The following is a 24,116-nucleotide window of genomic DNA, read 5'->3' on the forward strand; positions in this document are numbered from 1 at the left end:
CGATCCCGCCTAGCTTCCGGGCAGTCGGCGTGACGTATCTTCTACAAAATCAGGGTCGACCTTCTTTGCGAAGGCGGCCCGCCATGGTTCGGCAAGTACGGCCAGGTTGGCAAGCGTGGACGCCGTACTGCTTTCCAGTTTCGGGTTGAACCGGGCAAAGATCACGTCTTTCAGGTTCCAATCCGGGCAGGGCCGCTCGATCAAGGTCATACTGTCGCCTGCTTCGAAAATGCCGGTTTCCAAAACCCGGTGGTACCAGCCCGTTTTGCCAGTTTTCTGAAAATGCGCCGCAAGGGCAGGGTTCTGGGTGTGCATGTTAAGCTTCCAGCACGGCTGGCGGCCCTGGCAGATTTGGAGACGGGCTGAGCCGACGGCAAAAACATCGCCAATACAAAGGTCTGCTTCGGTGAAACCGGACGATGATATGTTTTCCCCAAATGTCCCGGGTTCGTATGCGAACGGGGAAATGCCAAAGAGCTCAGCCCAAGCGGCGTAGTGTTCCGAAGGATAGTGGTGCAGCGCTTTCTCAGGACCGCCATGGACCGCAAGATCCGCCTGCTGGTCTTCCACAATCCCGGTTTCTGTAAGCTGAACAGCTCCCTGAATCAGAGACTTACGGATTGCAGAGGGTGCTTTCCCGTCCCATCTGTCCTCAGGTTTTCCGGCATATACGCCCAAGATCTGTGCGGTTGTCATCTTTAAGAGTCATCCTGTGGTAGGGGTGTGCTCATGGCAAATCTGTTCAGCTTCCTGCGGCTTCAACGGAACGTCCAGAAGGTTGCAGTACCCGCCAGCATCCGTTGATTGATGGTGGCTACACTCTTTGCAAAGACCGAAGGACTTTGCACCGCGCTGTTCCAGTAGCTTCATAACCAACGCTGTCAGCCCGTCCTTTAGCGCTTCAGCGTTCGTCGCCTCAAGAGCCGAAATGGCGGCTGACATTGCAGATTGCGCGGCCAGCAAAGCGTGCCCGTCATCTGTCACGTCATAACGAATGCTGCGCTTGTCTTCTTCAAGTCGCGACTCGCCAATCAGCTCTTTCCGGGCCAGTGCTTTCAAGGTTTGCGACGCTGTGCCTCTGGTGGTTGCCAGGTAGTCGGCTACGTGAGACGGCGCCCGCGAAAACCTGTTTGCCCGAGCGAGATACGAAAGTGCAGCGAATTGTGACGGGTTGAGCGGTCCATTCCATTCTTCGGCCGCGTTCAGCCTGCCGAGGCGGTCAATCAGATCTGAGATAAATCGGGTGTGGTCGCGATCGTTGGTCATATTTTTTTATAGCGAGTCGAAATTAAACTTGCAATAGTATCGACTCGCTATTATCGAAGGGGCGTCTTTTTTCAAAAGGAGAACACCCATGTTGAAGACACTAGCTGGAAGTCTTGTCCTGGCTGCCCTGCCGGTTGCCGCCCTGGCAGGCGGGTCACACAGCGATCATGCAATTCACCAAGAGGGCGCAGTGCTGTCGCCGGAAAACGCCGAAATAGACCAGAACTACGATATTCTGGCAGCCCACGTGCATCGCTCCGGACGCACTGTGACCTTTCACATGACGCTGAAGGGAACCGCTGGGGCCACGACGCCTGAACCGGCCGGTCAACTCGCCGGGGCTCCGGTTGAGGCCTATGTTTGGCCGACCTCATTGAAGCCGGACGCTGTCGGCTTTGAAAGCGAAGACGGGATCCTGGCACTTGTTGCAACGTCTCACCCGGATTTTGATGACACACCGCTCTTTGATGAAGATGGGGACGGAGATCTCACAAACGACGGCGCCAAATGGCACTCGCACTGGGTTGTTTTAACGCCCAACGAAGCCTGTGGGGCAGGAGCTTTGTCGGTGAAGGATATCCCGGATGGGGCCTCGCCCAAAATGCCAGCGACCTGGCCGGGATTGCCGATTTACATCGACAGCCCAGGTTTCTCCCCGGTGCTCAAAAGTGAAGAAATCACGATCAATGTCAGTTTTGATGATCCGTCAGTAGCTGATGGGATGTCTTACGACGGGGTGACGTCGGCTTTGCGCGTCAATCAGAACATCCACGCTCCGCTGCTGTGCGTCGTCGACGTATTCGATGTGGCTTCTGGAGACCTCAGTCTGCCGGGCAAGCTCAACTGATCGCAGATGGTTTCACTCAAACAAAAAAGCGCCGGCAAACCGGCGCTTTCAAAAAGTCTATCAGACCAATCAGTTGAACAGACTGGAAACCGATTTTTCCAAGGCTGTCCGGTTGATTGCTTCCCCCATCAACGGAGCAATCGAGATCGCGCGAATGTTCGGCGCGGCAGTGATAGCAGCCGTCGGCTCGATGGAGTTGGTGATCACCAGTTCCTTCAGCTTGGAGGAGGTTACGCGTGCAACAGCACCGCCGGACAAAACGCCGTGGGTGATATAGGCGGTGACTGACTTTGCGCCTTTGGCAAGCAGCGCATCCGCTGCATTGCAGAGCGTGCCCCCACTGTCGACGATGTCGTCCACCAGAATGCAATCGTAGCCATTCACATCACCAATGATGTTCATGACTTCCGATTCTCCAGGCTTGTCGCGGCGTTTGTCGACGATGGACAGCGGAGCCTCGATGCGCTTTGCAAGCGCGCGGGCACGAACCACGCCACCGACATCCGGCGAGACGACCATGACATTGTCGGTCGCATAGCGCTCCTTGATGTCGCGGGTCATGACCGGTGCGGCGAACAGGTTGTCCGTCGGAATATCGAAGAAACCCTGGATTTGGCCGGCGTGCAGATCCAGTGTCAGTACGCGGTCAGCACCGGCTTCCGTGATCAAATTCGCAACAAGCTTGGCCGAGACGGGTGTCCGGCCGGAGGCGCGGCGGTCCTGGCGGGCATATCCGAAGTAAGGAATAACAGCAGTGATTCTGCGGGCAGATGACCGGCGCAGTGCATCAATAATGATGAGCAGCTCCATAAGGTGGTCATTGGCCGGGTAGCTGGTCGGCTGGACGACAAAGACGTCCTCACCGCGCACATTTTCCTGGATTTCGACGAAGATTTCCTGGTCGGCGAAGCGCCGGACCTGACATTTGGCCAATGGAACATCCAAGTATTGGGAGATTTCCTCGGCCAGGGCTCGGTTGGAATTGCCCGCGACGATCTTCATAAGCCGCAAGTCCTTCTGGTGCGGAGCCGGGTTTGTAGGGCCAAGAGGGGCCAAGCAAACACGCGGTTGGGGCGTTAGGTCGTTCAAGGTGCCGATTGCCCAAAGCCTTCTTGGGGGAAAACCTTCGGCAGGCGGCGGCGTTGTAACAACCAACCGGACAGACGACAACCGCGCTGAGGGTGTCAGGTGCGGTTTTTTTAGTTTTTATGACGCCGGTTTTGATTTATCCGGTTAAAGTTGACCTTATCGGTTGAGCCAGGCGGAAATTTCAACCACAGAACGTTCTGCGATGCGGGTCAGAACCGTGGACGTTGCCCCAGTCCAGGGATCGCCAGTAGAGCCTCCGGTTTCCTCAGCACCCGAAATCCGTTTCAAGCGGCGCCCTGATCGGTCAACGATGTCGAAAACGTAAAATACCGTACCTTTGCTAGGTTGGCCCGTCGCTGCGAGATATCCGTTCACCCGGTAGGTCGCGTCAGCACCGACTCGCCGCACAAGCTTAAGGCCGCGCAGGGCAGCCTGTTGACCAATTTCATTGGAAAGCTCATCGGCAATGTTGCCCGGGGCGCCGGTAAACGGCTCGAAGGCAAACGTCGTGCCCTGTTGTTCATCAATGGGTTGGATGAAGCTCGGCGCGACCGGCGTCGTGTTGATCGCAGCTGGAGGAGGATTTGCGCCTTGGCAGGCAGCTAGGCCACCTACCAGAAGCAGCCCTCCGATAACTTTGAGGATCCGGAGAATCGCGAATTCGGTTTTATGGGGCATTTAGATGGCTGGCCTGAATTCTCTCACATGGCGTTTGGGCCAGATTCCGGCACTTGCCGAACCCCACCCCGATTTGGTTTCTGGTTTAGCCCGACTTGTCCGGTAGGTCGAGAGGCTTGGTGCAGAACCGGTGCAGCTAACCGCCAATCCGGCCTTATTCGCGGCGAATTGGGTAGCAGGCCAACAGTTCTGGTGCAAAAGCGACCCGATGCTAACCTCATTTTTCGTTATGCACGGATCATAATGGCACTGATTTGGCGCCCGTAATCCGGTTCCTTGCGATGCGTTGTTCGTCGATAAGAAAAAAAGCGGTCCTCGTCCACATATGTACAGACGTCGATTGACGTGACCTTTGCAAGGCCGAGGTTCTTTAGACAATCTGTAATGAACGCAGGTAGATCGAACATGTGATGTTCCGCGCGCGATGACGGTTTGAAATATGTCTCATTCGCTTGCGACGTATCTGCAAACCGTTCGAAGAACTCCTGTCCAACCTCATAGGAATTCTGTGAAATCGTCGGTCCGAGTACAGCGCGGATGTTGTGCTTGCTCGCGCCAAGATCTTCCATGGCCGCAACAGTGTTTTCCATGACGCCTGAGATCGCCCCCTTCCAGCCGGAATGGGCTGCACCAACAACTTTGGCCTCCGGATCGGCAAAGAGAATCGGTCCGCAGTCCGCAGTTGCTACCCCGAGAGCCACGTTCGGGGTTTTTGTTACAAGCGCATCAGCTTTGCGATCTGCACCTTCTGCCCAAGGGCCTTCGACCGTGATCACATCTGGAGAATGGATCTGGTAAGGCGAGACAAGGTGCTCCGGCGCGATGCCGAATGTCTCGGCAACCCGTTTCCGGTTTTCAAGAACCAGAGGCCGTTCGTCATCAGAGCCGAGACCAATGTTCAAGCTCTCGTAAAGGCCACCGGATACACCGCCGTTGCGCGTGAAGAAGCCGTGCGTGATCCCATTGCAATTGAGCTCGTTCGCCTCGATTTTCATTCGGTCTCCATGGTGTATCACCGCAAGGTCTTGCAGGCGCTTCTAACTCGCCGGTTCGAAAGGGGCAAAGACTTGGCCCTCAGGTGCAATCGCGAGAACTTTAAAAAGATCGCCCATCTTGTCCGGAGCGGCAAGCCGTTCGACCGCATCCCGGATGGTATCCTGATCTGCCGGTGTTTTTCCGGCACCAAGAGCGCCCGCGCGTTCCAAAAGTCCTGACTGAAGCAAAAATGTGCCTTGAGTGAGGAGGGGAAGCGGTACTGCACCCGCTCTCCTTGCAGCAGTTGCGAGTGCCTCGAAATTCACATGCGCTGTGAGATCTGCCTCGCCAGGGTGGGCCAAAACATCATCATAAGCATGCCGGTAGAGGGCTTGCAGCGTATCGCCTGGTGCCGTTTGGGCGTAACCGTAGTCAATGAACAGAGCAAAGCCGCCATGTTCCGCAATACGCGTCGCAATTTCCTCTGCGACTGCATTGGCCGCAGGCTGCGTCTCCAAAATGCTCCCCTCCGGAGCTTTCATTGCGGCAGGGGGAATAGCGTCAGCTGGCAGCTGTGCAGGGCCCACGCCAAACTCCAGTTTCCCAGACGCATCAAGTCCGACCATGCGTTCGTTCCAACCATTCGGTGTCTTGACGAACTGGTGGATCGGGAGCGCATCAAAAAACTCGTTTGCAATCACGATTACGGGGCCGTCCGGTACATCCTGAAACGTGTTCCGGAAATTGGGCTGAAGCTGTGTGTTCTGAAGTGTTTGCGATTGAACCCGCCGCAACCTCGGACTCATCTCAACGAGATTGAGTGTGGCTGCCTCCAGGAACTCTGGCCGATGAGATGCCACACGGAGAAAGTCGGCCATGAGCGTGCCGCGGCCCGGGCCGAGCTCCACCAGCTGGAAGTCGCTCGGAGCGCCCAGCGTTTCATAAGCTTTCAGGCAGACTGCACCGATGAGTTCGCCAAACATCTGATTAACTTCCGGAGCCGTTATGAAGTCGCCTGTTCGTCCAAACGGCTCCCGGGTGGTATAATACCCATGCTCCGGATCACCGAGGCAGCGCGCCATGTAGGTTGCAACAGAAATAGGACCTTCTGATGCGATCTGTTGGCGAAGCTTCTCTTTGAGTGCGCTCACTTATCAGCTGCCTGCGGAGTTCGTTTGGCGGACCAGACCATTAACGCGATCCCCGCAAGGATCATCGGGAGTGACAAGAGCATTCCCATCGTCAGGAACCCGCTCAAATATCCGATGTGGGCATCGGGGACCCGATAGAGCTCGACGATGGATCGTCCCACGCCGTAGCCACAGGCGAAAGCGCCGGCTAGGAAGCCTGGCCGCTGCAGCAATTTGAAGCGATGGCTCAAAAGGCGGAGCACCAGGAACAGGATCACGCCTTCCAGGGCGGCTTCGTAAAGCTGGCTCGGGTGGCGCGGTTCAGGTCCGGCGTTTGGAAAGACAACAGCCCATGGGACATCTGTCGGCCGTCCCCAAAGCTCACCGTTGATGAAATTCGCCATCCGGCCGAAGAATATGCCGATGGGCGCCGCGCAGCCGGCAAGATCGAACAGGGTCCACAATGAGAGCCCGCGTTTCCAGGCAAACAGCATCATGGCAATAACCGTTCCGGCAAAGCCGCCATGAAACGACATGCCACCTGACCAGATCGCCAGAACTTCCCCCGGGTTTGCGAGGTAATAAGCGGGATTGTAGAACAGGACATATCCAAGACGTCCGCCCAGGATAATGCCCAGTGTCCCCCAGAGCACAAAGTCATCCAGATCGACCGGGGTTGGACGGTTCCTTGGTCCCCAGAGAGTATCGTTGAGCGCAAGGGCTCTCATGTACCGCCATGCCAAAACAATGCCGACGATGTAGGCCAACGCATACCAGCGCAGGGCAAACGGACCGATTTCGACGATAACGGGATCAATCGCTGGAAACGGAATGGCGAGAAGCGGTGGCAAGCTGGGACCCTCGGTTTCGGAGTAAATGCCGATGTGGGCAACGCATGCGCGATCTCGCATCGGGCGTCAAGCCACCGTGCATCACGTCTTTGGGGTACGAACTGATATATCGTTCGTATTGGCAGATGTTCACTGATCTAAGCGCTTGAAGTTCACCTTAAACCCTCATACCTGTCGGGTAGACATTTAATGCTTGAAAGGAGCAGGGCATGACCCAAGGCCCAAATCGCCTGCTGGATGATTTCGCAAAGCTGATGACCGATGCTGCCGGTGTTGCCCAAGGCGCGCGCCGCGAGGTCGAGACTGCATTTCGCGCCCAGGCGGAACGTTTTCTTTCCGACATGGATCTGGTGTCGCGTGAAGAGCATGAAGCGGTGAAAGAGATGGCCGTCCGCGCTCTTGATCGTCTTGATGAACTGGAAGAAAGACTCGCAGTACTCGAAGGAGCCGGTGAAAAGGCCTCCGAAAAGAGCTAAGCGGTCGCTTTATCAGCGTTATCGGCCGATTTCTGTTAATCAATGATGTCAGTGATGTAACAGTCAAACTCGGCGGAATTGCAGTGTTTTTGGGCAGGAAGGCTAAACTTTCTGCTCACTCGTCCACAAGTTTCGGCTTTCTGCTCGAAATTGGTAGGTAGGCCTCAAGTCCTTCCTGCACCTATACTCAAAGATAACAGGGATTCGTTCGGAGCAAGGCGGAACCGGTCTAACGATTGGGCCAGACAAGGACGCGCCTTTGCTCCTCGGCTTGGGACTTACCCCGGCGGCCCACCCGGTTATCCTGATCGGGTATACGGCCCCGGCTGGAAGGGGAGAAGGCATATGAGCCTCATCGAGATCGACTTCGAGCGACCTGAGAATCCCGTGGATACCATCGAAACTGTTGCGGCCTTGAACGACTGGACGTTCGAGCGCTCAGATGACGATGAGATCACGATTTCCATTGCCGGAAATTGGTGTGATTACCACGTCTCCTTTTCCTGGATGGAAGATGTTGAGGCGCTTCACTTGGCGTGTGCCTTCGACTTGAAGGTGACGGAGATCAGAAAGACCGAGGTTGTCCGGCTCTTGGCACTGGTCAATGAACAGCTGTGGGCTGGCCACTTCGATCTCTGGAGCAAGGAAGGTGTGGTCATGTTCCGCCAATCCCTGCTGCTCGCAGGCGGCGCGGAGCCGACTTCGGCACAAATCGAGGCCATGCTGGCCAATGCGCTTGATAACTGCGAGCGGTTCTATCAAGCCTTCCAGTTTGTGGTCTGGGCTGGCCACTCCGCGTCGGAGGCCCTCAGTACAGCCCTTTTTGAAACTGCAGGAGAAGCATGACGTTTTCCAAGGAGCGCCCCTTTGTTCTTGTCGGCGCTGGCAAGATGGGTGGGGCGATGTTGTCTGGATGGATGGCGGAGGGAATTGATCCGGCATCCATTCTTGTTGTTGATCCCTTTTTATCGCCGGAAATCGGTGCGCTTTTGAAAAAACATGGCATTGGTCATGCTGCGCAGATGCCGGATAATGTGACTGCGGGTATCATACTCGTGGCCGTTAAGCCGCAGATGATGGATGATGTGCTGCCTGGTTTGGTGCCCGCCAGCGACGACAGCACGCTGGTCCTTTCGGTCGCTGCCGGAACGCCGGTACGCAAGTTTCAGGAGTTTTTCGGAGACATCCCGACGGCACGGTGCATGCCGAACACGCCTGCCATGGTGAAACGAGGCATTACTGCAGTTTACCCAACCGAAAAAGTTACGGACGCGCAAAAGAACACGATCTCCCAGCTTCTTTCCGCCGTCGGCAAGGTCGTTTGGCTGGACAGCGAGGACCAGATTGACCTCGTCACCGGCGTCAGTGGTTCGGGACCCGCCTATGTTTTCTACATGACCGAAACGTTGAAAGAAGCCGGCAAAGCTGTGGGTTTGACCGAGGAGCTTGCGGAGCAATTGGCCATAGCCACAGTTTGCGGAGCTGGTGAATTGATGCACCAGTCCGGAGAGGACCCGGCGATTTTGCGTCAGAACGTCACCAGCCCGAACGGGACGACCGCGGCCGCGTTAGATGTTTTGATGTCTGAAAGTGGAATCCTGCCCATCATGACCGAGGCAGTCGCTGCTGCTGTGAAACGGGCAAAAGAACTGGCAGGCTAAAACCGCAACGGGTGCGGCGAGATACCCCTTTTCGCCGCATCGCTGGTCTCCTATCTTCCGGTTAGGAAACAGGAGACCAGGGCATGGCAACCGCCAAGACGAAGCAGAAGATCCTCACCGTTTTTCTGGAGTTGCTTGAAAAGCATCCCTACGAGGATGTCTCGCTTCAGCTGATTGCCGAGACCGCCAAAGTCAAATTGTCGGACCTTCGGCGTGCGTACCCGTCCAAACTTGCTCTGGTCGAAGCATTTGCGGAGAGCATTGACGCTGCGGTTTTGGACGAGCGCGACGAGGGTATGGATAATCAGCCGGCACGTGACCGTCTGTTCGATATCCTGATGACACGCATAGATGCTCTGGCGGAGCATAAGGAGGCCGTCCGGGCCCTCAAAACCGCAGCCGATGAAGACCCGGGCCTGGCACTTGAATTCAATCGCATCGCCATACGCTCGCAGAAATGGATGCTTGTCGCCGCGGGAATCGATCTGGCTGGAGCAAAGGGCACAGTGGTTGCCCAAGGGCTCGTAATGGCGTTTGCAAAGGTCGTCGATACCTGGTTGGACGAACCGGATGAAGGCATGCCGCGCACCATGGCGCGCCTCGACAAGGAACTCGACAATGGCGTGTCTTTCATGAAGCGCCTAAACCGATTGGAAGGAATGGCAAAGGGTTTGCGCAAATTTATCAAATCTGCGTCCAGGCGCGGCCGGAGCCGCAGCAGATCTCGAGAAGATGATGATTTTGCGGCCGACGCTGAAATGCCGATGCCGTAAGAACAGGGCGCGTAATTTCCAGGGTTTACTCCTGCTGGTTTAGCGATCATGGTCGCTCAAAAATGGAGTGAACCGTGAGTGACCAAATAAGTTTTGACGATTTTTTGAAAGTTGACGTACGTGTGGGCCGCGTTGTTGAGGCTGAGGAGTTTCCCGAAGCGCGGAAACCTGCCTACAAACTCCGGATCGATTTCGGACCAGAGATCGGAACCAAGAAAACCTCTGCCCAGATCACGAAACACTACACGCCCGAGACGCTTGTTGGCCGCTTGGTCATGGCGGTGGTCAACTTCCCACCGCGCCAAATTGGACCTGTCAGGTCTGAGGTCCTCACACTTGGTGTTCCAGACGCCGATGGAGAGGTCGTCCTGATGACCCCCGACAAGGACGTGCCAATCGGCGGGCGGCTCTATTAAGTCTTCTGGTTCTAACTATCTCATTGTCACTTAAGCCGGGATCCTGAGGCGGGCGCGCAACCCGCCAAGCGGGCTGTCTTCGAGGTAGAGATCGCCGCCGTGTGACCGCGTGATATCGCGGGCAATTGCAAGGCCGAGGCCACTCCCGGTCTTGTCCTGATTGCGCGCCAAATCAAGGCGGTGAAAAGCACGAAACGCCATATCGCGCTGATCCTCGGGAATGCCCGGGCCGTCATCATCGACGGTGATGATCAACCAGTCATTCTCAATTGTTCCATTGAGCTCGACACGCTGCCCATACTTGCAGCCGTTGGTCACCAGGTTTGAGAGGCACCGTTTCATCGAGTTCCGGCGAAGCAGAACTTCCGAGGGGCCGTCAAAATCGGCTTTGACGTTGTTGCCGGAAATCTCGCTCTCTTCCTCAAGCTCTTCGAACAAAAGCGCCAAATCGGTTTCTTGCGGCTCTTCATCGCCATCGCCTTTGGCAAACGCCAGATAATCCTCCAGCATGTTGCTCATTTCATCCACGTCTTTGCGCATGGCTTCGCTTTCCGGCGTGTCGCCAAGAAACGCAAGCTGCAACCGCATGCGGGTCAGGATGGTACGTAGGTCATGGCTCACACCTGCCAGCATTGTTGTGCGTTGGTCGATCTGCCGTTCGATCCGCCGGCGCATGTCGGCAAAGGCGACCCCCGCGCGCCGGACTTCCAAAGCTCCGCTTGCCTTGTAATCGCCGACCGGGCGGCCCTTGCCGAATGCCTCAGCCGCGTTTGCAAGACGGATGATCGGGCGCATTTGATTGCGCAAAAACAAGAGCGCGATGATGATCAGAACAAGGGCTGTCGAAAACATCCACACAAGGAAAATGTGTGAGTTTGAGGCAAAGGTCTGGCTCCGGCGTGTAAAGACACGAAGAACCTCGTTTTGCAGCTGAATTCGAATTTCGACAAACCGCGACCGGCCGACGGTATCGATCCAAAATGGCCGGCCGATCCGTTGGCTGATCGCCTTGCTGAGCTCCTGATCAATGACATCGAAAAACGGCTTCGGAGCGGGGGGAGGCAACGGCTCCAGCGGCAGGATCGACATGGACATGCCGAGCGCCCTCGCGCCCAGTTCTTCGATCTTTGCATGCGCCGGATCTTGCGGGTAGTTCTCAAGAACATAGACAACAGCTGCAATCTCACGAACCACGGCTTCAGACATGCGCCGCGACACAAGTTGATAGTGCCGCTCCATGAAGACGAAGGCGATCACCGATTGCAGTATGACAACCGGGATCACGATGATCAGAAAGGTTCGGGTGTAAAGGCCTTTCGGCATGACCCGGTAGAGAAACCGGGAGACGCGGCGATAGCCGCGATGAGCAGCCTTGACGGGAAGAAAAGCTGCATACCGCTGTAGAAAGCTTTCAATACTCGCCATTCAACAGGCCCTAGTCACACGCAAGCCGGTAGCCGATGCCCCGAACGGTTTGCAGGTAGACGGGGTTGCCCGGATCATCTTCGATTTTCCGGCGTAACCTGTTGATCTGGACGTCGACCGTGCGTTCACCGAGGCCACTGTCATCGCCGACAATCTTGTGCCGCGGAACGGTGGCGCCGGGTTGTTCTGCGAAAATCGACAGGATCTGTTTCTCGCGGTCGGTGAGGCGGATCGAGCTGTCGCCGTTTTTGAGTTCACCCCGCGATGTGTTGTAGCAAAACGGTCCGAACCGGATTTCCGTCACCGTCGTTGGCGGTTGGTATTGGCCTCGGCGCAGAATGGCACCGATGCGCAGCAACAATTCCTTCGGTTCAAACGGCTTGCCGAGGTAATCGTCGACGCCCGCCTCCAGGCCGGCGATCCTGTCGGGAGCATCCGTTCTTGCTGTCAGCATCAGGATTGGAACCTGTGACGTTTCCCGGAGTGACGTTGCCAGTTCCGTTCCGGTTTCACCCGGCATCATGACGTCGAGAATGATCAGATCAAACTCCAACCCGGACAGGCAAACCCGTGCTTCGGCCGCATTGGCCGCGGCAGACACGCGATATCCGTTGTCCTTCAACAGCCGTCCCAGAAGGTCCCGGATCCGGCTGTCGTCATCTACCAGTAGGAGATGAGGGGCATTGTCATCAGGAGCCGTCACAGTCATCGGCGCATTTGTCCTTCCAAACGATGAACCCGGCGGACGCCAGATCAGTCTTTCAATTCGTATGAACTGCGGATCAGCCCGACAATGTCGTTCCTGGCTTCAGGATCAATGACTTGCAACAAGAATTGCCGGACAATCACGTCGGCGCCATCAGGCAGTCCAATTAGGGCGCGTTCAAGGCGCTTTTGCTGCAAGCGGGCAAGATCATCCGCAAGCACCTGGCCACGTTCCGTTGTGTACAAAAGGCGCTGGCGGCGATCATGCGGGCCTTCACGCTGCTCGATGATATCCGCGTCGACCAACTGTTTCAGCACCCGCCCGAGGCTTTGTTTGGTGATCCTCAAAATGCCAAGCAAGTCAGTCACCATGATCCCGGGATTGCGTTCCACGAAATGGAGCACTCGGTGATGGGCGCGGCCGAAATCATATTCCGCCAGAACATCATCCGGATCGCCGGTAAAATCGCGATAGGCAAAAAACAAAAGTTCGATCAGATCGTAGGGAACAGCGTTTGCGGCTCCGTCATTGTCTCCTGCCGGTTCAGACTGGCTCAAAGGCTTGGATTCGGCGGGCAGGGACGCTTTGAAATTTATGTCAGTCATATTGACTTATTTAGGACCGATTGTTACTTGTTGACCACGGTGTGCGAAATGATTGGTCGTTTTGTTGCTTTTTTCAGCATTTAACGACAAACGAATCCAATCAGGAACGGCGCGCTTCTCAAGATACCGATAGTTGGCGTGCTGTGCAAAAGATACAGCCATTCAATGGGCCGTTGTACGCCTGAGCCGATTGAAAACGCGACTGAAAAATGAAAACACGCTCAGGAGAGCGGGCGGGAGTTTAAGACATGGCTGCACAGCCCTTTGATCAGCTGACAGGTGATATCTGGTATGACGGGACTTTTGTGCCCTGGTCCGATGCCAAGCTGCATGTGTTGAGCCACGGGTTGCATTACGGAAGCAGCGTGTTTGAAGGTGAACGCGCCTATGGCGGACGTATCTTCAAGTCCGAAGAGCATACCGAGCGTCTGCTGGCATCTGCCCGCGAGCTCGGGTTTGAAATTCCCTGGACGGCGGAGCAGATCAATGCTGCCAAGGAAGAAACTCTTGCACGCATGAACTTGACGAACGCCTATATTCGCCCGGTCGCTTGGCGCGGCAGTGAGATGATGGGCATTTCCGCCCAGAAGAACACCATTCACCTTGCGATCGCCGCATGGGAATGGCCGAGCTACTTTGCGCCGGAAGAGCGTTTGAAGGGTATTCGGCTTGATATGGCGGACTATCGCCGTCCGGATCCGAGAACGGCTCCGTTCAAGGCCAAGGCTGCCGGTCTGTACATGATCTGCACGATCTCCAAACATGCCGCCGAGGCAAAGGGCTACACTGATGCTCTGATGCTCGATTGGCGCGGCCAGGTTGCCGAGGCCACCGGTGCGAACGTGTTTTTCGTTAAAGACGGCAAGATCCACACACCGACGCCCGACTGCTTCCTGAACGGGATTACCCGGCAGACTGTGATCGGTCTTGCCAAGGACCGTGGCATTGAGGTTGTTGAACGGGTCATCATGCCGGAAGAGCTCTCAAGCTTCGAGCAGTGTTTCGTTACCGGGACAGCTGCCGAAGTGACGCCGGTGTCTGAAATCGCCGGAAACAGCTATGTCGTTGGTGACATCATCAAGACGTTGATGGAAGACTATGACGCGGCCGTCCGCCCGCAAGTTGGCGAGATGAAAACTGCAGCGACCGGCTAATCGCTTGCAAAGAGACAAGGTTCGGCAGGTTCGATCGCTGAACCTACAACAAAGAAAACCCGGCACGCCTGCGCCGGGTTTTCTTTTAGGTTTGCCTGAATTCCAAGTTTAGAACTTGTAGGCAATACCGGCCCGTACCTGGTGGTCATTGAACTCGGTGCTGACACCGGTTCCACCGAGGTTAAAGTCCTGATCGCCGAAATCCTGGTAGCTGTAGTCGAAGCGGGCGACAACATTGGACGTAATCGCGGCTTCAGCACCAGCGCCCAATGTCCAGCCGAGAGCAGTTTTGCTGTCGGAGACACCATTGGCTGTTGCTTCCAGGTCGGCGATAGCCAAACCACCCGCACCATAGATCATGTAGCGGTCAAACGCGTAGCCGAGACGGCCGCGGAAGTTTGCGTTCCAGTCAGAGCTGGACTTGAGGGAGAGACCGTTGACGGTCCCGCTCTTTTCCAGATCAGTCAGGCTGAAATCGGATTCCAGACCGACGACAACATTCGGAGTGACCTGGAAATTGTATCCGGCATAAGCTCCGCCAGCGACACCGTTGTCGTTGAAACCACGGCTTGCGCCACCGGTGCTGTTGTCAAAGTTGCCAAAGGCCCAGCCAAGCTGTGTCCCGATGTAAAAGCCGGTCCAGTCGATGCTTTGCTGTCCTGCCGGGACAGCGTCATATGCTGGCGCCGGTGCAGGTGACTGCGGCAGGTCGGCAGCGAGCGCTCCTGCAGCGCTGGCAGTGAGGGCAAAACCTGCAAGTGCAAGACGGTTCATTGAAAATACTCCAGATCCACACTAACTCATTCAATTCAAGACGCGCTCGAAGTCGCGTCCACACCTTCCCCCGGTTTGAAGATATGGAGATCGTTTGTGGCGGATCGGGTCAGAGATTATGGAGTTTTGATGACTAATGGCGGCAAATTTCTGTCAGTGTGAACCAGAGATTAAGACCGTTGCGATTTGCAGTGACTGGACAAGAAAGATCCTTGTTCCCCGCTTTCCCCGCACCAATCTATTGCGTATAACGCGCCCAGTCGAAAGAACGGCGATCCCAAATCTGCCGTATTTCAACCCTCAGACCCGAACCGGAACTCAGAATGCTGTTTGACTATTTAAGCCTGGCAGGTGGATTGGTTGCACTCATCATTGCCGGCGATGTCTTGGTCAGAGGCTCTGTCGGGGTCGCTCAGAGGCTTGGCATTCCGAACCTCGTCATCGGATTGACAATTGTTGCGTTCGGCACATCGGCGCCAGAACTTGTCATTTCACTCAAGGCAGCGCTGGATAATGCCAGCGGGATTGCAATCGGAAATGTGGTCGGGTCCAACATTGCGAATGTGTTGCTCGTGCTCGGTATGCCCGCTTTGATTGCTGCGACACCTTGCGGCGAACAGGGCGCCACCCGGACTGCGCTCTTCATGGTTGGCGTCACGCTGGTTTTCATTGCACTTTGTTTTTTCTCGCCGATCGGGCTGTGGTCGGGCATTCTTCTTTTGGCGTTGCTGGCCGTGTTTCTTGGCGGGTCCACAATTGCCGCGCGGCGCCATCGGAAGGATCTAAAAGCCGCTGCAGCTGGTGCGGATGTCACTGCGGAGGTCATGGATAACGATGATGAACTGGAAGACGTCGATGACGTTCCCGATTCCATCTGGGTTGCGCTCATCTACATCGGCCTGGGTCTCGTCGGTCTTCCGCTTGGCGCGCATTTCACCATCAGTGGTGCAACGACCATCGCAACGGCCTGGGGTGTGAGCGATGCAGTGATTGGTTTGACGGTGATCGCGCTTGGAACCTCCCTTCCGGAACTTGCAACAACTGTTATGGCCGCAATCCGGCAGCATGGCGCCGTGGCGATCGGCAACGTCATCGGATCGAATATCTTCAACCTTCTCGCGATTATCGGGATCACGGCTGTCGTTGTTCCCATCGATGTCCCGCAAGAGGTTCTGAAGCTCGATATCTGGGTGATGCTCGCCTGTGCGGTGTTGCTGACCGCGCTCGCCGGGTTCAAGGTCTGTCTTGGCCGGATTTCAGGGTTTGTGATGACAGCCGCATACGGCCTTTACATCGCCAGCGTTTACATGCTGGGCTATGCCGGCTGAGTGAGGCGAACCACGCCTTTCAGATGACTTCAGACCAATACTCTCCGATCCTCACAAAAGGACCAGCATGGGCGACGTGTCCGAAACCGATACTTCAACAGAAAACTCGAAAGGCGCTGAGGATGCGCCGGTTCTGAAGGGTGTTGAAGTCATCGCCCGCGAGGTCAAACGTCTGCCCAACGGGCCAGGTGTTTACCGCATGCTCGATGAAAACGGAGAGGTTCTCTACGTCGGCAAGGCGCGAAGCCTGAAGAAACGGGTGACCAGCTACACCCGCCTGCAGGGGCAATCGAACCGGATCATGCGCATGATCCTTGCGACGGCCGCGATGGAATTTGTCGTCACCAACACCGAACCGGAAGCCCTGCTGCTTGAAGCCAACCTGATCAAACGGTTCAGACCGCGTTTCAACGTGCTTTTGCGGGACGATAAGTCATTCCCCTACATTCTGGTCACCGGTGATCATGAATCCGCGGCCATCGTCAAACACCGGGGGGCTCGCAAGCGCAAGGGCGACTATTTCGGCCCGTTCGCCTCGGCCGGGGCCGTCGACCGGACGATCAATGCCCTGCAAAAGGCTTTTTTAATCCGGACCTGTTCGGACAGCTATTACGAGAACCGGACACGGCCTTGTCTTCAATATCAGATCAAGCGCTGCGCCGGACCGTGTACCGGGGAAATCGCGCCGGAAGACTATGCGGGCCTCGTTTCCGAAGCCAAGGCGTTCTTGTCCGGGCGCAGCCAATTGATCAAAGAACAGTTGGCTGCCCAGATGGAAACCGCTTCTGACGACCTGGAATTCGAGCGGGCGGCGATCTATCGAGATCGTTTGGCAGCGCTGTCTCACGTTCAGGCGCATCAGGGCATCAACCCTCAGACGGTGGATGAAGCAGACGTCTTCGCCATCCACCAGGAGGGCGGGCAATCCTGTGTCCAGGTATTCTTTTTCCGAACGGGACAAAACTGGGGCAACCGCGCCTACTTCCCGAAGGCTGACAAGTCCTGGGACGAGGCTGACATTCTGGAAAGCTTCCTGGCCCAGTTCTATGACGACAAGCCAGCGCCCAAACAGATCCTGTTGTCTCATCCGCTCGGTGAGCAAGAGCTCTTAGGTGAAGCCTTGAGCGAACGGATGAGCCGCAAGGTTGAGGTAACGGTTCCCAAGCGCGGCGAGAAAAAAGAACTTGTCCTGCACGCCATGACAAACGCGCGCGAAGCATTGGGGCGGCGGCTTGCGGAAACCTCAAGCCAGGCAAGGTTGCTTAAAGGCGTTGCGGAAGCTTTCGACCTGGCGACCCCTCCGCGCCGTATCGAAGTTTATGATAACTCGCACATCATGGGCACCAATGCTGTTGGTGGCATGATCGTTGCGGGCCCTGAAGGATTTGCAAAGGCGCACTACCGGAAGTTCAACATCAAGTCAGATGATCTGGTTCCCGGCGATGACTACGGCATGATGCGGGAGGTCCTGACGCGCCGTTTCTCACGTCTCATGAAAGAGCATGCCCGGCCAGAGGGCGGTGAAACGCCCAATCCTAAAGATACTCCGGAAGCGGAAGAAGCCGATGCCCCGGTCGACACGGATATTCCAGCCTGGCCGGATCTGGTTTTGATCGATGGCGGGCAGGGTCAGCTGACGGCTGCGCGGGAGACACTGGAAGAGCTTGGCCTGACCGATGTGCCGCTGGTCGGGATCGCAAAGGGGCCGGAACGGGACGCAGGTCGGGAGAAGTTCTTCATCACCGGCAAACCCTCATTCATGCTGCCAGAGCGGGATCCGGTCCTTTATTTCGTTCAGCGCCTCCGGGATGAAGCGCACCGGTTCGCGATCGGATCTCACAGGGCCCGCCGGAAAAAGGATATCGCCAAGAACCCGCTGGACGAGATTGCCGGTATTGGCCCCACTCGGAAGAAGGCGTTGCTCTCGCATTTCGGGACCGCGAAAGCGGTCTCCAAAGCCGGGGTCGATGACCTTGCTGCTGTGCCAGGGATCTCCGAAGCCATCGCCCGACTGGTCTACGACCACTTTCATGAGTAATTTATCCGCCAAATGGCATATAAGTCCCCGTGCAGTGGTTCGGCAAAACGGTTGAACTGGCTGGTGCTTTGACGGTGAAGTCTGTAAATGGCAAAGGCACGCTTCGTTCTTGAGAAGGCATAACCGTATTGCGCGTCCAGCAGAACCAACACAGCTCAAAAAGCCGGATCACTGATGTTTGAGGAGGTGGTGAAAATCGGCCGCCCGCTCCTCGTTCTGGCGGCTTGGTGCTGCGGTCTGGGTGCGGTGTTCGCCGCGTCTCTTGGTCTTTCGTCATTTATTGCACCGGACTACTGGTTGTCCGACAACATGAGCTTTTTCCTCTGGCAGTTTTTGTATGGAGGCATTGGCGGCACGCTCTGTGCGGTTGCCGGCTTTTGGTTTGTCCGCAGTTTGCGTGGGGCCTATCGGTTGCTGGTCGTGATTGCAGCCCTAGCCACGATCACGCTGGCTGTACTGACAGGTCTGCGGACCATAGAGAACACGGTGCCGCCGGTCGCTTCTTCTACAGATGCTAGGGAAATAAGGATTGTCTCCATCAATCTGGAGGCCTTGTTTCTCGGAGACCCGGTGCTCACCAGTTATCTGAAGGAAGTCGACCCCGACATCATCGTGTTTCAGGAAACGCTCTGGAATCTGCAAAAGTGGCGGTGGCATCAGCGTGGTTTGCCAATCGGCGGACCGGATACCAGTGTTTATCCGGAGCATCTGCTGGTTGGAGACCTTGGCGAACTGGTGATCTTTTCCCGCTTTCCAATTGAAGACACTTCTTCGCTGGTTATCCCGGGTGTGACGCCACCAGGCGCAAGCGTCCATTACAATGCCGATCGCGAAATCCTGTCATTCTCGATAAACGTTGATGGCCAGACCGTGGATCTGGTTTCTGTTCATTCGGACAGTCCCCGCACAGCCCGTCGCTGGCAAAACAAGCGCGCTTATTTTGATAATATGGACGCGGTGATTGCCGAACGGATTGAAAGTGCTGCCACACCGCTGATCGCCATAGGCGATTGGAACAGTGCTCCGTGGTCTGCGAGGTTCCAAAGGTCACTGGAAGCCAATGACCTTGTCACGGCCTATCCAGACCGCATCCCGCAGGTGACGCGGTACTTCTTTGACTATCGCTTGCGCTGGATCCTGGGCTCCCCGGTCGATCAGGTGGCCGTCTCAAAAGACATCGGCATCGTCGATGTGTCTCTAGGTACGCACATCGGGTCGGATCACCGGCCGCTTCTGGTGACGCTTCAACTCCCTGAGCAGGCTAAAAACTAATCTACGCACAACAGGGCGGGGATAGCCTGCGCGGCGGGCCAGAAAACGATTGAGCTCAGGCATCGGATTGGAAAGACTGCGGCAACCTTTCGACCGATTCCTGAAGAAAGCCCGATGGCCAAACTCTATTTCAACTACTCGTCCATGAACGCGGGCAAATCAACGTCCTTGCTGCAAGCTGCTTACAACTATGAAGAACGCGGCATGAACACGTTGTTGCTGATCGCGGCTTTGGATGACAGGGCAGGCAAGGGGCGGATCGCATCCAGGATCGGGCTGGCCGCCGACGCGGACATTTTTTCGTCTGCCGATGACCTTTACGCGCATGTGGATGCTGTACGAAAAGAGCGCGAGATCCACGCGGTATTGGTCGATGAAGCCCAGTTCCTGACCGAGGAGCAGGTTTGGCAACTGGCACGCGTTGCAGATGGCCTGCGCATACCGGTGATGTGCTTCGGCTTGCGAACTGATTTTCAGGGCAAACTGTTTCCGGGAAGTGCTGCTTTGCTGGCTATCTCCGACAATCTCAAGGAGATCAAGACGATCTGCTGGTGTGGCCGCAAGGCGACAATGGTTGCCCGGCTGGACGGAGACGGCAATATCGTTGAGGAGGGAGATCAGGTCGTCATTGGCGGAAATGATAAATACATCTCCCTTTGCCGGCGTCACTGGTCGGGCCGTGATCTTGGAAACAATCAATAGGTTTCATGCTTCTGAGCGGACTCTACCGATCCACACCTTGAAGGTCCCGCGTGACCGGCCTAAAAGAACGGCATCTACTTCTTGAGAAGGATGGCCAGATGTTTGGCAAGGTGTTGAAGTCATTGTTTGGCGGGTCTGATGCTCCGCAAAAGCCCGGCAACAGCGTGTCGGTCGAGTATGACAGCTACACAATCATCGCTGAGCCTCAGCAAAATGGGGGCCAGTGGCAGGTCCGTGGACGGATCGAAAAACAGGACGGTGAAGAGCTGAAAAGCCATGTGTTCATCCGGGCGGACACCTTGCCGGGAGAAACAGAAGCCGCGAATGAAATGATCCGGAAAGCCAAGATGATGATCGACCAGCAGGGCGACAGCATTTTCAGCTGATCCTTCCATTTGACCGCTTGACGAGATATGGCCTTGTAGACCAGCGTTGGGTCAACATCCTCGTGAGTCTGAGAGGTTCAGAGGTCTGGGCCATGCGCCGCATCTGCCGGATACAGACGGTGATTTAGAAAGCCAATATGAAAAACAACGTCGCCTTCAGTCTGCCGAACATCTTGACCTACGGCCGGATCCTGGCCGTACCGGCTGTTGCGTTTTGTTTTTATTTCGAGGGAACAACGCCGCGCTGGATTGCGGTTGGACTGTTTGTTCTCGCAGCGATCACCGATTTCTTTGATGGGTATCTGGCGCGTGCCTGGCAGCAGCAGTCTGCTCTTGGCCGGATGCTTGACCCGATTGCCGATAAGCTGCTGGTTTCTGTATGTCTTTTGATGCTTGCCGCGGATGGGACGATCGGCGGCTGGTCCATCATTGCCGCGCTCATCATCTTGTGCCGCGAAATCCTGGTGTCCGGTTTGCGCGAGTTTCTCGCAGAGCTGCAGGTCAGTGTGCCGGTGACCCAACTGGCGAAATGGAAAACCACGGTCCAGATGGTTGCAATTGGCCTTCTTCTCGCGGGGCCAGCAGGTGACCTGATCTTCCCGTACACGTCTTTGCTTGGTTTGACTGCCCTTTGGGTGGCAGCCACTTTGACCCTATATACGGGGTACGATTACTTCCGTGCAGGGATCGGGCACCTCATCACGGAATAATGGGATGAACCGGTCAACGGTCGAGGGAACAATGAACATTCGTTATTTTGCTTGGGTGCGCGAGCGTGTTGGGGTTGAAGAAGAGGCGATTGAATTGCCGTCAACTGTTGTGACCGTGGCAGACCTGATCGGTCATCTCAAGACCATTGATGACAATCACGCTTTTGCATTTGAAGACGAGGAAGCCATCCGCGTCGCCCTGGATCAGATGCATGTGGAAGTTGACGCGGAGCTCGGTGATGCCAAGGAAGCGGCCTTCTTTCCGCCGATGACAGGGGGCTAAGCCGTGGTGGTGGAGGCAACGGTCCGCGTTCAGGCTGAGGACTTCAGTGCGCAATTCGAAATGGACTCCCTGACAGCTGGGCGCCAGGATGTCGGTGCCCTTGTCTCCTTCACAGGGTTATGCCGCGATGAGGCCGGAACGCTTGCGGCGCTGGAACTCGAGCATTATCCTGGCATGGCCGAAGCCGAATTGGAACGGATCGCCAGCGACGCCCTGAAACGGTGGCCGCTGACCGGCCTGACAGTCGTGCATCGGTATGGGAAGATACGGCCGGGGGAACAGATTGTACTGGTCGTCGCCGCTTCTGCCCACCGCCGTGCCGCCTTTGAGGCGGCTGACTTTTTGATGGATTTTCTAAAGACCCGCGCACCGTTCTGGAAAAAAGAACACTTCGTGTCCGGGAAAGCTGAAACTTGGGTGGCGGCCAAAGCCGATGACGATGCGGATGCCGAGAGGTGGATCGCATCCTAACGGTTCGCTACCTCTGAGGTGGCCCGCCAAATTTTTGTGCTCTGCCGATCAATGGATCGGGAGAGCCCTTTCTGTTTGATCGGAATACCTTGTGAAAGAAAACGACACGTCTGCTGACTACGGCTCTCCGGCTGGCAGAGCGCAACCCTCAGCCCGAGCTGCAAAACCCGAGATCCTTCGGGACCCGGGCATTCCCTTTGCCGAGTTTGTAACAATCATCGCTCTGCTTATGGCGCTGAATGCGCTTGCAATTGACGTCATGCTGCCTGCTCTCCCGGCAATTGGCGAGGCGCTCAATATTCAGGAGGAAAACAACCGGCAGACCGTCTTGCTGCTCTACCTGGTTGGGTTCGGTGGAGGTCAGTTGTTCTTTGGCCCGATCGCCGATTCCCTCGGCCGACGGAAGGTTCTGATCGGCGGCTTGGTGCTTTACAGCCTTGCCAGCATTGCGGCGATTATCACGAATGACCTCACGCAGTTTCTGGCGGCCCGTGTGCTGCAGGGGATTGGCTGCGCTGCGGCGCGGGTCACGGCCCTTTCAATCGTGCGGGATTGCTACACCGGACGGCGCATGGCGAAGGTTATGTCTCTTGTCATGATGGTGTTCATGGCGGTGCCAATCATCGCGCCGTCGGTCGGGCAGGCGATCCTGTTCGTTGCCGGCTGGCACTGGATCTTCACCATGTTGTTGGCAGCGGGTGTCGGGATGCTGGTCTGGACCTGGATGCGCTTGCCTGAAACCCTGGCTCCGGAACACCGCCGGCCAATGGTCATGTCGAACATCGCAGGGGCCTACTGGAAGGCGCTCACGACCCGTGTGACGCTCGGCTACACAATCGGTCTGTCGTTCATTTTCGGCGGCCTGTTCGCGTTCCTCGCCATGTCGCAGCAGATTTTTGTCGATGTCTTTGGGCTGGGTGCTTACTTCCCTGTTGTTTTTGCCGGGATTGCCATAGCAATGGCCATCTCATCCTTCATGAACTCGCGTCTGGTGGAAGCCATCGGTATGCGGCGCCTGTCTCATACCGCTGCACTGATCTTCACAGGGCTGGGGGCACTTCTGGCGGCCGTCGCTGCGTTGGGATTTGAAAGCCTGTGGCTCTTCCTCATCCTGACAACCCTGATCATGACGACGTTTGGGTTTTTGGGTGCAAACTTCAACACTATGGCGATGGAACCGCTCGGCGATATCGCGGGCACCGCATCGTCAGTGATCGGTTTTGTGAGCACCCTGGGCGGCGCCATTTTAGGTTATGTGATGGGCCAGCTTTTTGACGGGTCGACAATGCCGCTGGGGCTTGCATTTGCCTGTTATGGCTTAAGCGCAATTGCCTGCATCTTGTTTGCTGAAGGCGGCCGTATGTTCCACGCATTGGAGCGCGGCGACCAATAATTGACCGATAGAAAAAAAGCCGGGCGGGTGCCCGGCTTCTTGCATCAGCGTAAGGGCGCCGGATCGTTGTCCGGTACCGGAGCTGCTGGCATTTTGGTGTCCGCAAAGGCAGGGACTGCTGTCTCAAAAGCGTCCAGCCAGGCCACCAGTTTTGGATGATCAGATCGCCAGTCGCCGTTGTAGCGAATGTCCAGATATCCGAGAGCGCACGCCAGTGTCAGCGTACCCGCATCAATATCGTCAGCCGATTTTGGAGCAGCTGGAGCATTGGCTTCGAAATGTGCCAGGGCGCGGTCCATCTTCGCAGCCTGATAGGTGTCCCAGTCCGGGTCGCGGAACTTGGGCTCCTTGAAACGCTTCTCATAGACCCTCAGGATCGCCGCATCCATCATTCCGTTGGCGAGGGCTTGATCCCGAAGGACCGGAAATCGTGCTTCGCCTTGTGGAAACAGCTTGCCGCCGCCCGCCAGAAAATCGAGATACTCCAGGATAACCGAACTGTCGTAGATGACGTCGCCGTTTTCCAATACGAGCGCCGGGATCTTTCCGAGCGGATTTTGGCTGCGCAGATCATCCGAGGGATCTGCTGTGTTGGCTTCGACAATCTCGATCCGGTCCTTGAGACCCAAGATTGCCATAGCCAGTTTGACTTTGCGTCCAAACGGTGACGGCGGGGACGAGCGCAATTTCATCATGGTGAAACTCCT

The 24,116-nt window shown here is 56.2% G+C and carries 28 protein-coding genes; 16 read left to right on the forward strand and 12 right to left on the reverse strand.

What is annotated here, in order from left to right; all coding sequences use genetic code 11:
* Positions 1–9: 9 nt before the first annotated feature.
* Positions 10–696 (reverse strand): MOSC domain-containing protein, encoded by a 687-nt coding sequence (locus tag RBB44_RS16935; RefSeq protein WP_306148824.1) that lies wholly within the window; start codon positions 694–696, stop codon positions 10–12.
* Positions 697–705: 9 nt separating this feature from the next.
* On the reverse strand, positions 706–1,266 hold the full coding sequence (locus tag RBB44_RS16940; protein WP_306148825.1) for a MarR family winged helix-turn-helix transcriptional regulator: 561 nt from the start codon (positions 1,264–1,266) through the stop codon (positions 706–708).
* A gap of 88 nt (positions 1,267–1,354) precedes the next feature.
* Between RBB44_RS16940 and RBB44_RS16945 the strand changes: the two genes are divergently transcribed.
* Complete coding sequence (locus RBB44_RS16945) at positions 1,355–2,113, forward strand: hypothetical protein (protein WP_306148826.1); 759 nt, start codon at positions 1,355–1,357, stop codon at positions 2,111–2,113.
* Positions 2,114–2,182: 69 nt separating this feature from the next.
* Here RBB44_RS16945 and RBB44_RS16950 read toward each other — a convergent pair whose 3' ends face one another.
* The 5 genes from RBB44_RS16950 to lgt all read right to left on the reverse strand — a co-directional run bounded on the left by RBB44_RS16950 (position 2,183) and on the right by lgt (position 6,896).
* Positions 2,183–3,115, reverse strand: a complete 933-nt coding sequence (locus RBB44_RS16950) for a ribose-phosphate pyrophosphokinase (protein WP_133946006.1) — start codon at positions 3,113–3,115, stop codon at positions 2,183–2,185.
* Between the two features lie 243 nt (positions 3,116–3,358).
* A complete protein-coding gene (locus tag RBB44_RS16955; RefSeq protein WP_306148827.1) occupies positions 3,359–3,880 on the reverse strand; it encodes a hypothetical protein in 522 nt (173 codons plus the stop codon).
* A gap of 227 nt (positions 3,881–4,107) precedes the next feature.
* Positions 4,108–4,875, reverse strand: a complete 768-nt coding sequence (gene pgeF, locus RBB44_RS16960; protein WP_306148828.1) for a peptidoglycan editing factor PgeF — start codon at positions 4,873–4,875, stop codon at positions 4,108–4,110.
* A gap of 42 nt (positions 4,876–4,917) precedes the next feature.
* The gene (locus RBB44_RS16965; RefSeq protein ID WP_306148829.1) at positions 4,918–6,006 is read right to left on the reverse strand and encodes a class I SAM-dependent methyltransferase; all 1,089 of its coding nucleotides are present in this window, start codon (positions 6,004–6,006) and stop codon (positions 4,918–4,920) included.
* Positions 6,003–6,896, reverse strand: coding sequence for a prolipoprotein diacylglyceryl transferase (gene lgt / locus RBB44_RS16970; RefSeq protein WP_306148830.1), 894 nt, complete (start codon positions 6,894–6,896; stop codon positions 6,003–6,005). Before lgt ends, RBB44_RS16965 begins: the two co-directional genes overlap by 4 nt.
* Before the next feature lie 149 nt (positions 6,897–7,045).
* Here lgt and RBB44_RS16975 point away from each other — a divergent pair, with 149 nt between their 5' ends.
* The 5 genes from RBB44_RS16975 to RBB44_RS16995 all read left to right on the forward strand — a co-directional run bounded on the left by RBB44_RS16975 (position 7,046) and on the right by RBB44_RS16995 (position 10,162).
* Positions 7,046–7,312 carry an accessory factor UbiK family protein gene (locus tag RBB44_RS16975; RefSeq protein WP_306148831.1) on the forward strand — a complete coding sequence of 89 codons (267 nt, stop codon included), beginning with the start codon at positions 7,046–7,048 and terminating at the stop codon, positions 7,310–7,312.
* A 345-nt stretch (positions 7,313–7,657) separates the two neighbouring features.
* A complete protein-coding gene (locus RBB44_RS16980) occupies positions 7,658–8,158 on the forward strand; it encodes a YbjN domain-containing protein (protein ID WP_209174376.1) in 501 nt (166 codons plus the stop codon).
* Positions 8,155–8,973: a pyrroline-5-carboxylate reductase gene (proC, locus tag RBB44_RS16985; protein WP_306148832.1), complete on the forward strand. Its 819-nt coding sequence runs from the start codon at positions 8,155–8,157 to the stop codon at positions 8,971–8,973. Before RBB44_RS16980 ends, proC begins: the two co-directional genes overlap by 4 nt.
* An 83-nt stretch (positions 8,974–9,056) precedes the next feature.
* Positions 9,057–9,746 carry a TetR/AcrR family transcriptional regulator gene (locus RBB44_RS16990; protein ID WP_306148833.1) on the forward strand — a complete coding sequence of 230 codons (690 nt, stop codon included), beginning with the start codon at positions 9,057–9,059 and terminating at the stop codon, positions 9,744–9,746.
* Positions 9,747–9,820: 74 nt separating this feature from the next.
* Positions 9,821–10,162 (forward strand): tRNA-binding protein, encoded by a 342-nt coding sequence (locus tag RBB44_RS16995; RefSeq protein ID WP_306148834.1) that lies wholly within the window; start codon positions 9,821–9,823, stop codon positions 10,160–10,162.
* A gap of 30 nt (positions 10,163–10,192) precedes the next feature.
* Here the strand turns inward: RBB44_RS16995 and RBB44_RS17000 are convergent, their stop codons facing one another.
* Genes RBB44_RS17000 through RBB44_RS17010 form a run of 3 tightly spaced genes read right to left on the reverse strand, consistent with a single transcriptional unit; the run spans position 10,193 to position 12,898 of the window.
* Positions 10,193–11,587: an ATP-binding protein gene (locus tag RBB44_RS17000; RefSeq protein WP_306148835.1), complete on the reverse strand. Its 1,395-nt coding sequence runs from the start codon at positions 11,585–11,587 to the stop codon at positions 10,193–10,195.
* A gap of 10 nt (positions 11,588–11,597) precedes the next feature.
* Positions 11,598–12,296 carry a response regulator gene (locus RBB44_RS17005; protein ID WP_133946027.1) on the reverse strand — a complete coding sequence of 233 codons (699 nt, stop codon included), beginning with the start codon at positions 12,294–12,296 and terminating at the stop codon, positions 11,598–11,600.
* A 44-nt stretch (positions 12,297–12,340) separates the two neighbouring features.
* The gene (locus tag RBB44_RS17010; protein WP_306148836.1) at positions 12,341–12,898 is read right to left on the reverse strand and encodes a MarR family winged helix-turn-helix transcriptional regulator; all 558 of its coding nucleotides are present in this window, start codon (positions 12,896–12,898) and stop codon (positions 12,341–12,343) included.
* A gap of 248 nt (positions 12,899–13,146) precedes the next feature.
* On the opposite strand from RBB44_RS17010, the gene RBB44_RS17015 reads away from it, so the two are divergent.
* On the forward strand, positions 13,147–14,052 hold the full coding sequence (locus RBB44_RS17015; protein WP_306148837.1) for a branched-chain amino acid aminotransferase: 906 nt from the start codon (positions 13,147–13,149) through the stop codon (positions 14,050–14,052).
* Between the two features lie 108 nt (positions 14,053–14,160).
* On the opposite strand, the gene RBB44_RS17020 is transcribed toward RBB44_RS17015, so the two are convergent.
* Positions 14,161–14,826: an outer membrane protein gene (locus RBB44_RS17020; RefSeq protein ID WP_209174369.1), complete on the reverse strand. Its 666-nt coding sequence runs from the start codon at positions 14,824–14,826 to the stop codon at positions 14,161–14,163.
* Positions 14,827–15,149: 323 nt separating this feature from the next.
* Here RBB44_RS17020 and RBB44_RS17025 point away from each other — a divergent pair, with 323 nt between their 5' ends.
* The 9 genes from RBB44_RS17025 to RBB44_RS17065 all read left to right on the forward strand — a co-directional run bounded on the left by RBB44_RS17025 (position 15,150) and on the right by RBB44_RS17065 (position 23,409).
* Entirely contained in the window at positions 15,150–16,154 is a 1,005-nt protein-coding gene (locus RBB44_RS17025; RefSeq protein ID WP_306148838.1) for a calcium/sodium antiporter, read from the forward strand.
* A gap of 67 nt (positions 16,155–16,221) precedes the next feature.
* Positions 16,222–18,192, forward strand: coding sequence for an excinuclease ABC subunit UvrC (gene uvrC / locus RBB44_RS17030; protein WP_306148839.1), 1,971 nt, complete (start codon positions 16,222–16,224; stop codon positions 18,190–18,192).
* Positions 18,193–18,366: 174 nt separating this feature from the next.
* Positions 18,367–19,464, forward strand: a complete 1,098-nt coding sequence (locus tag RBB44_RS17035; protein ID WP_306148840.1) for an endonuclease/exonuclease/phosphatase family protein — start codon at positions 18,367–18,369, stop codon at positions 19,462–19,464.
* A 114-nt stretch (positions 19,465–19,578) separates the two neighbouring features.
* Positions 19,579–20,166: a thymidine kinase gene (locus tag RBB44_RS17040; protein WP_306148841.1), complete on the forward strand. Its 588-nt coding sequence runs from the start codon at positions 19,579–19,581 to the stop codon at positions 20,164–20,166.
* Positions 20,167–20,216: 50 nt separating this feature from the next.
* Complete coding sequence (locus tag RBB44_RS17045; RefSeq protein WP_008191612.1) at positions 20,217–20,552, forward strand: HlyU family transcriptional regulator; 336 nt, start codon at positions 20,217–20,219, stop codon at positions 20,550–20,552.
* A 137-nt stretch (positions 20,553–20,689) separates the two neighbouring features.
* The gene (pgsA, locus tag RBB44_RS17050; RefSeq protein WP_133946040.1) at positions 20,690–21,262 is read left to right on the forward strand and encodes a CDP-diacylglycerol--glycerol-3-phosphate 3-phosphatidyltransferase; all 573 of its coding nucleotides are present in this window, start codon (positions 20,690–20,692) and stop codon (positions 21,260–21,262) included.
* Between the two features lie 31 nt (positions 21,263–21,293).
* Positions 21,294–21,545 (forward strand): molybdopterin converting factor subunit 1, encoded by a 252-nt coding sequence (moaD, locus tag RBB44_RS17055; RefSeq protein WP_133947544.1) that lies wholly within the window; start codon positions 21,294–21,296, stop codon positions 21,543–21,545.
* A 3-nt stretch (positions 21,546–21,548) separates the two neighbouring features.
* A complete protein-coding gene (locus tag RBB44_RS17060; protein ID WP_306148842.1) occupies positions 21,549–22,016 on the forward strand; it encodes a molybdenum cofactor biosynthesis protein MoaE in 468 nt (155 codons plus the stop codon).
* 91 nt (positions 22,017–22,107) lie between these two features.
* Positions 22,108–23,409, forward strand: coding sequence for a multidrug effflux MFS transporter (locus RBB44_RS17065; RefSeq protein WP_208326650.1), 1,302 nt, complete (start codon positions 22,108–22,110; stop codon positions 23,407–23,409).
* Positions 23,410–23,453: 44 nt separating this feature from the next.
* Here RBB44_RS17065 and RBB44_RS17070 read toward each other — a convergent pair whose 3' ends face one another.
* Positions 23,454–24,104, reverse strand: coding sequence for a glutathione S-transferase family protein (locus RBB44_RS17070; protein ID WP_306148844.1), 651 nt, complete (start codon positions 24,102–24,104; stop codon positions 23,454–23,456).
* Positions 24,105–24,116 lie beyond the last annotated feature (12 nt).

Source organism: Roseibium sp. MMSF_3247, assembly GCF_030733765.1.
Taxonomy (GTDB): Bacteria; Pseudomonadota; Alphaproteobacteria; order Rhizobiales; family Stappiaceae; genus Roseibium.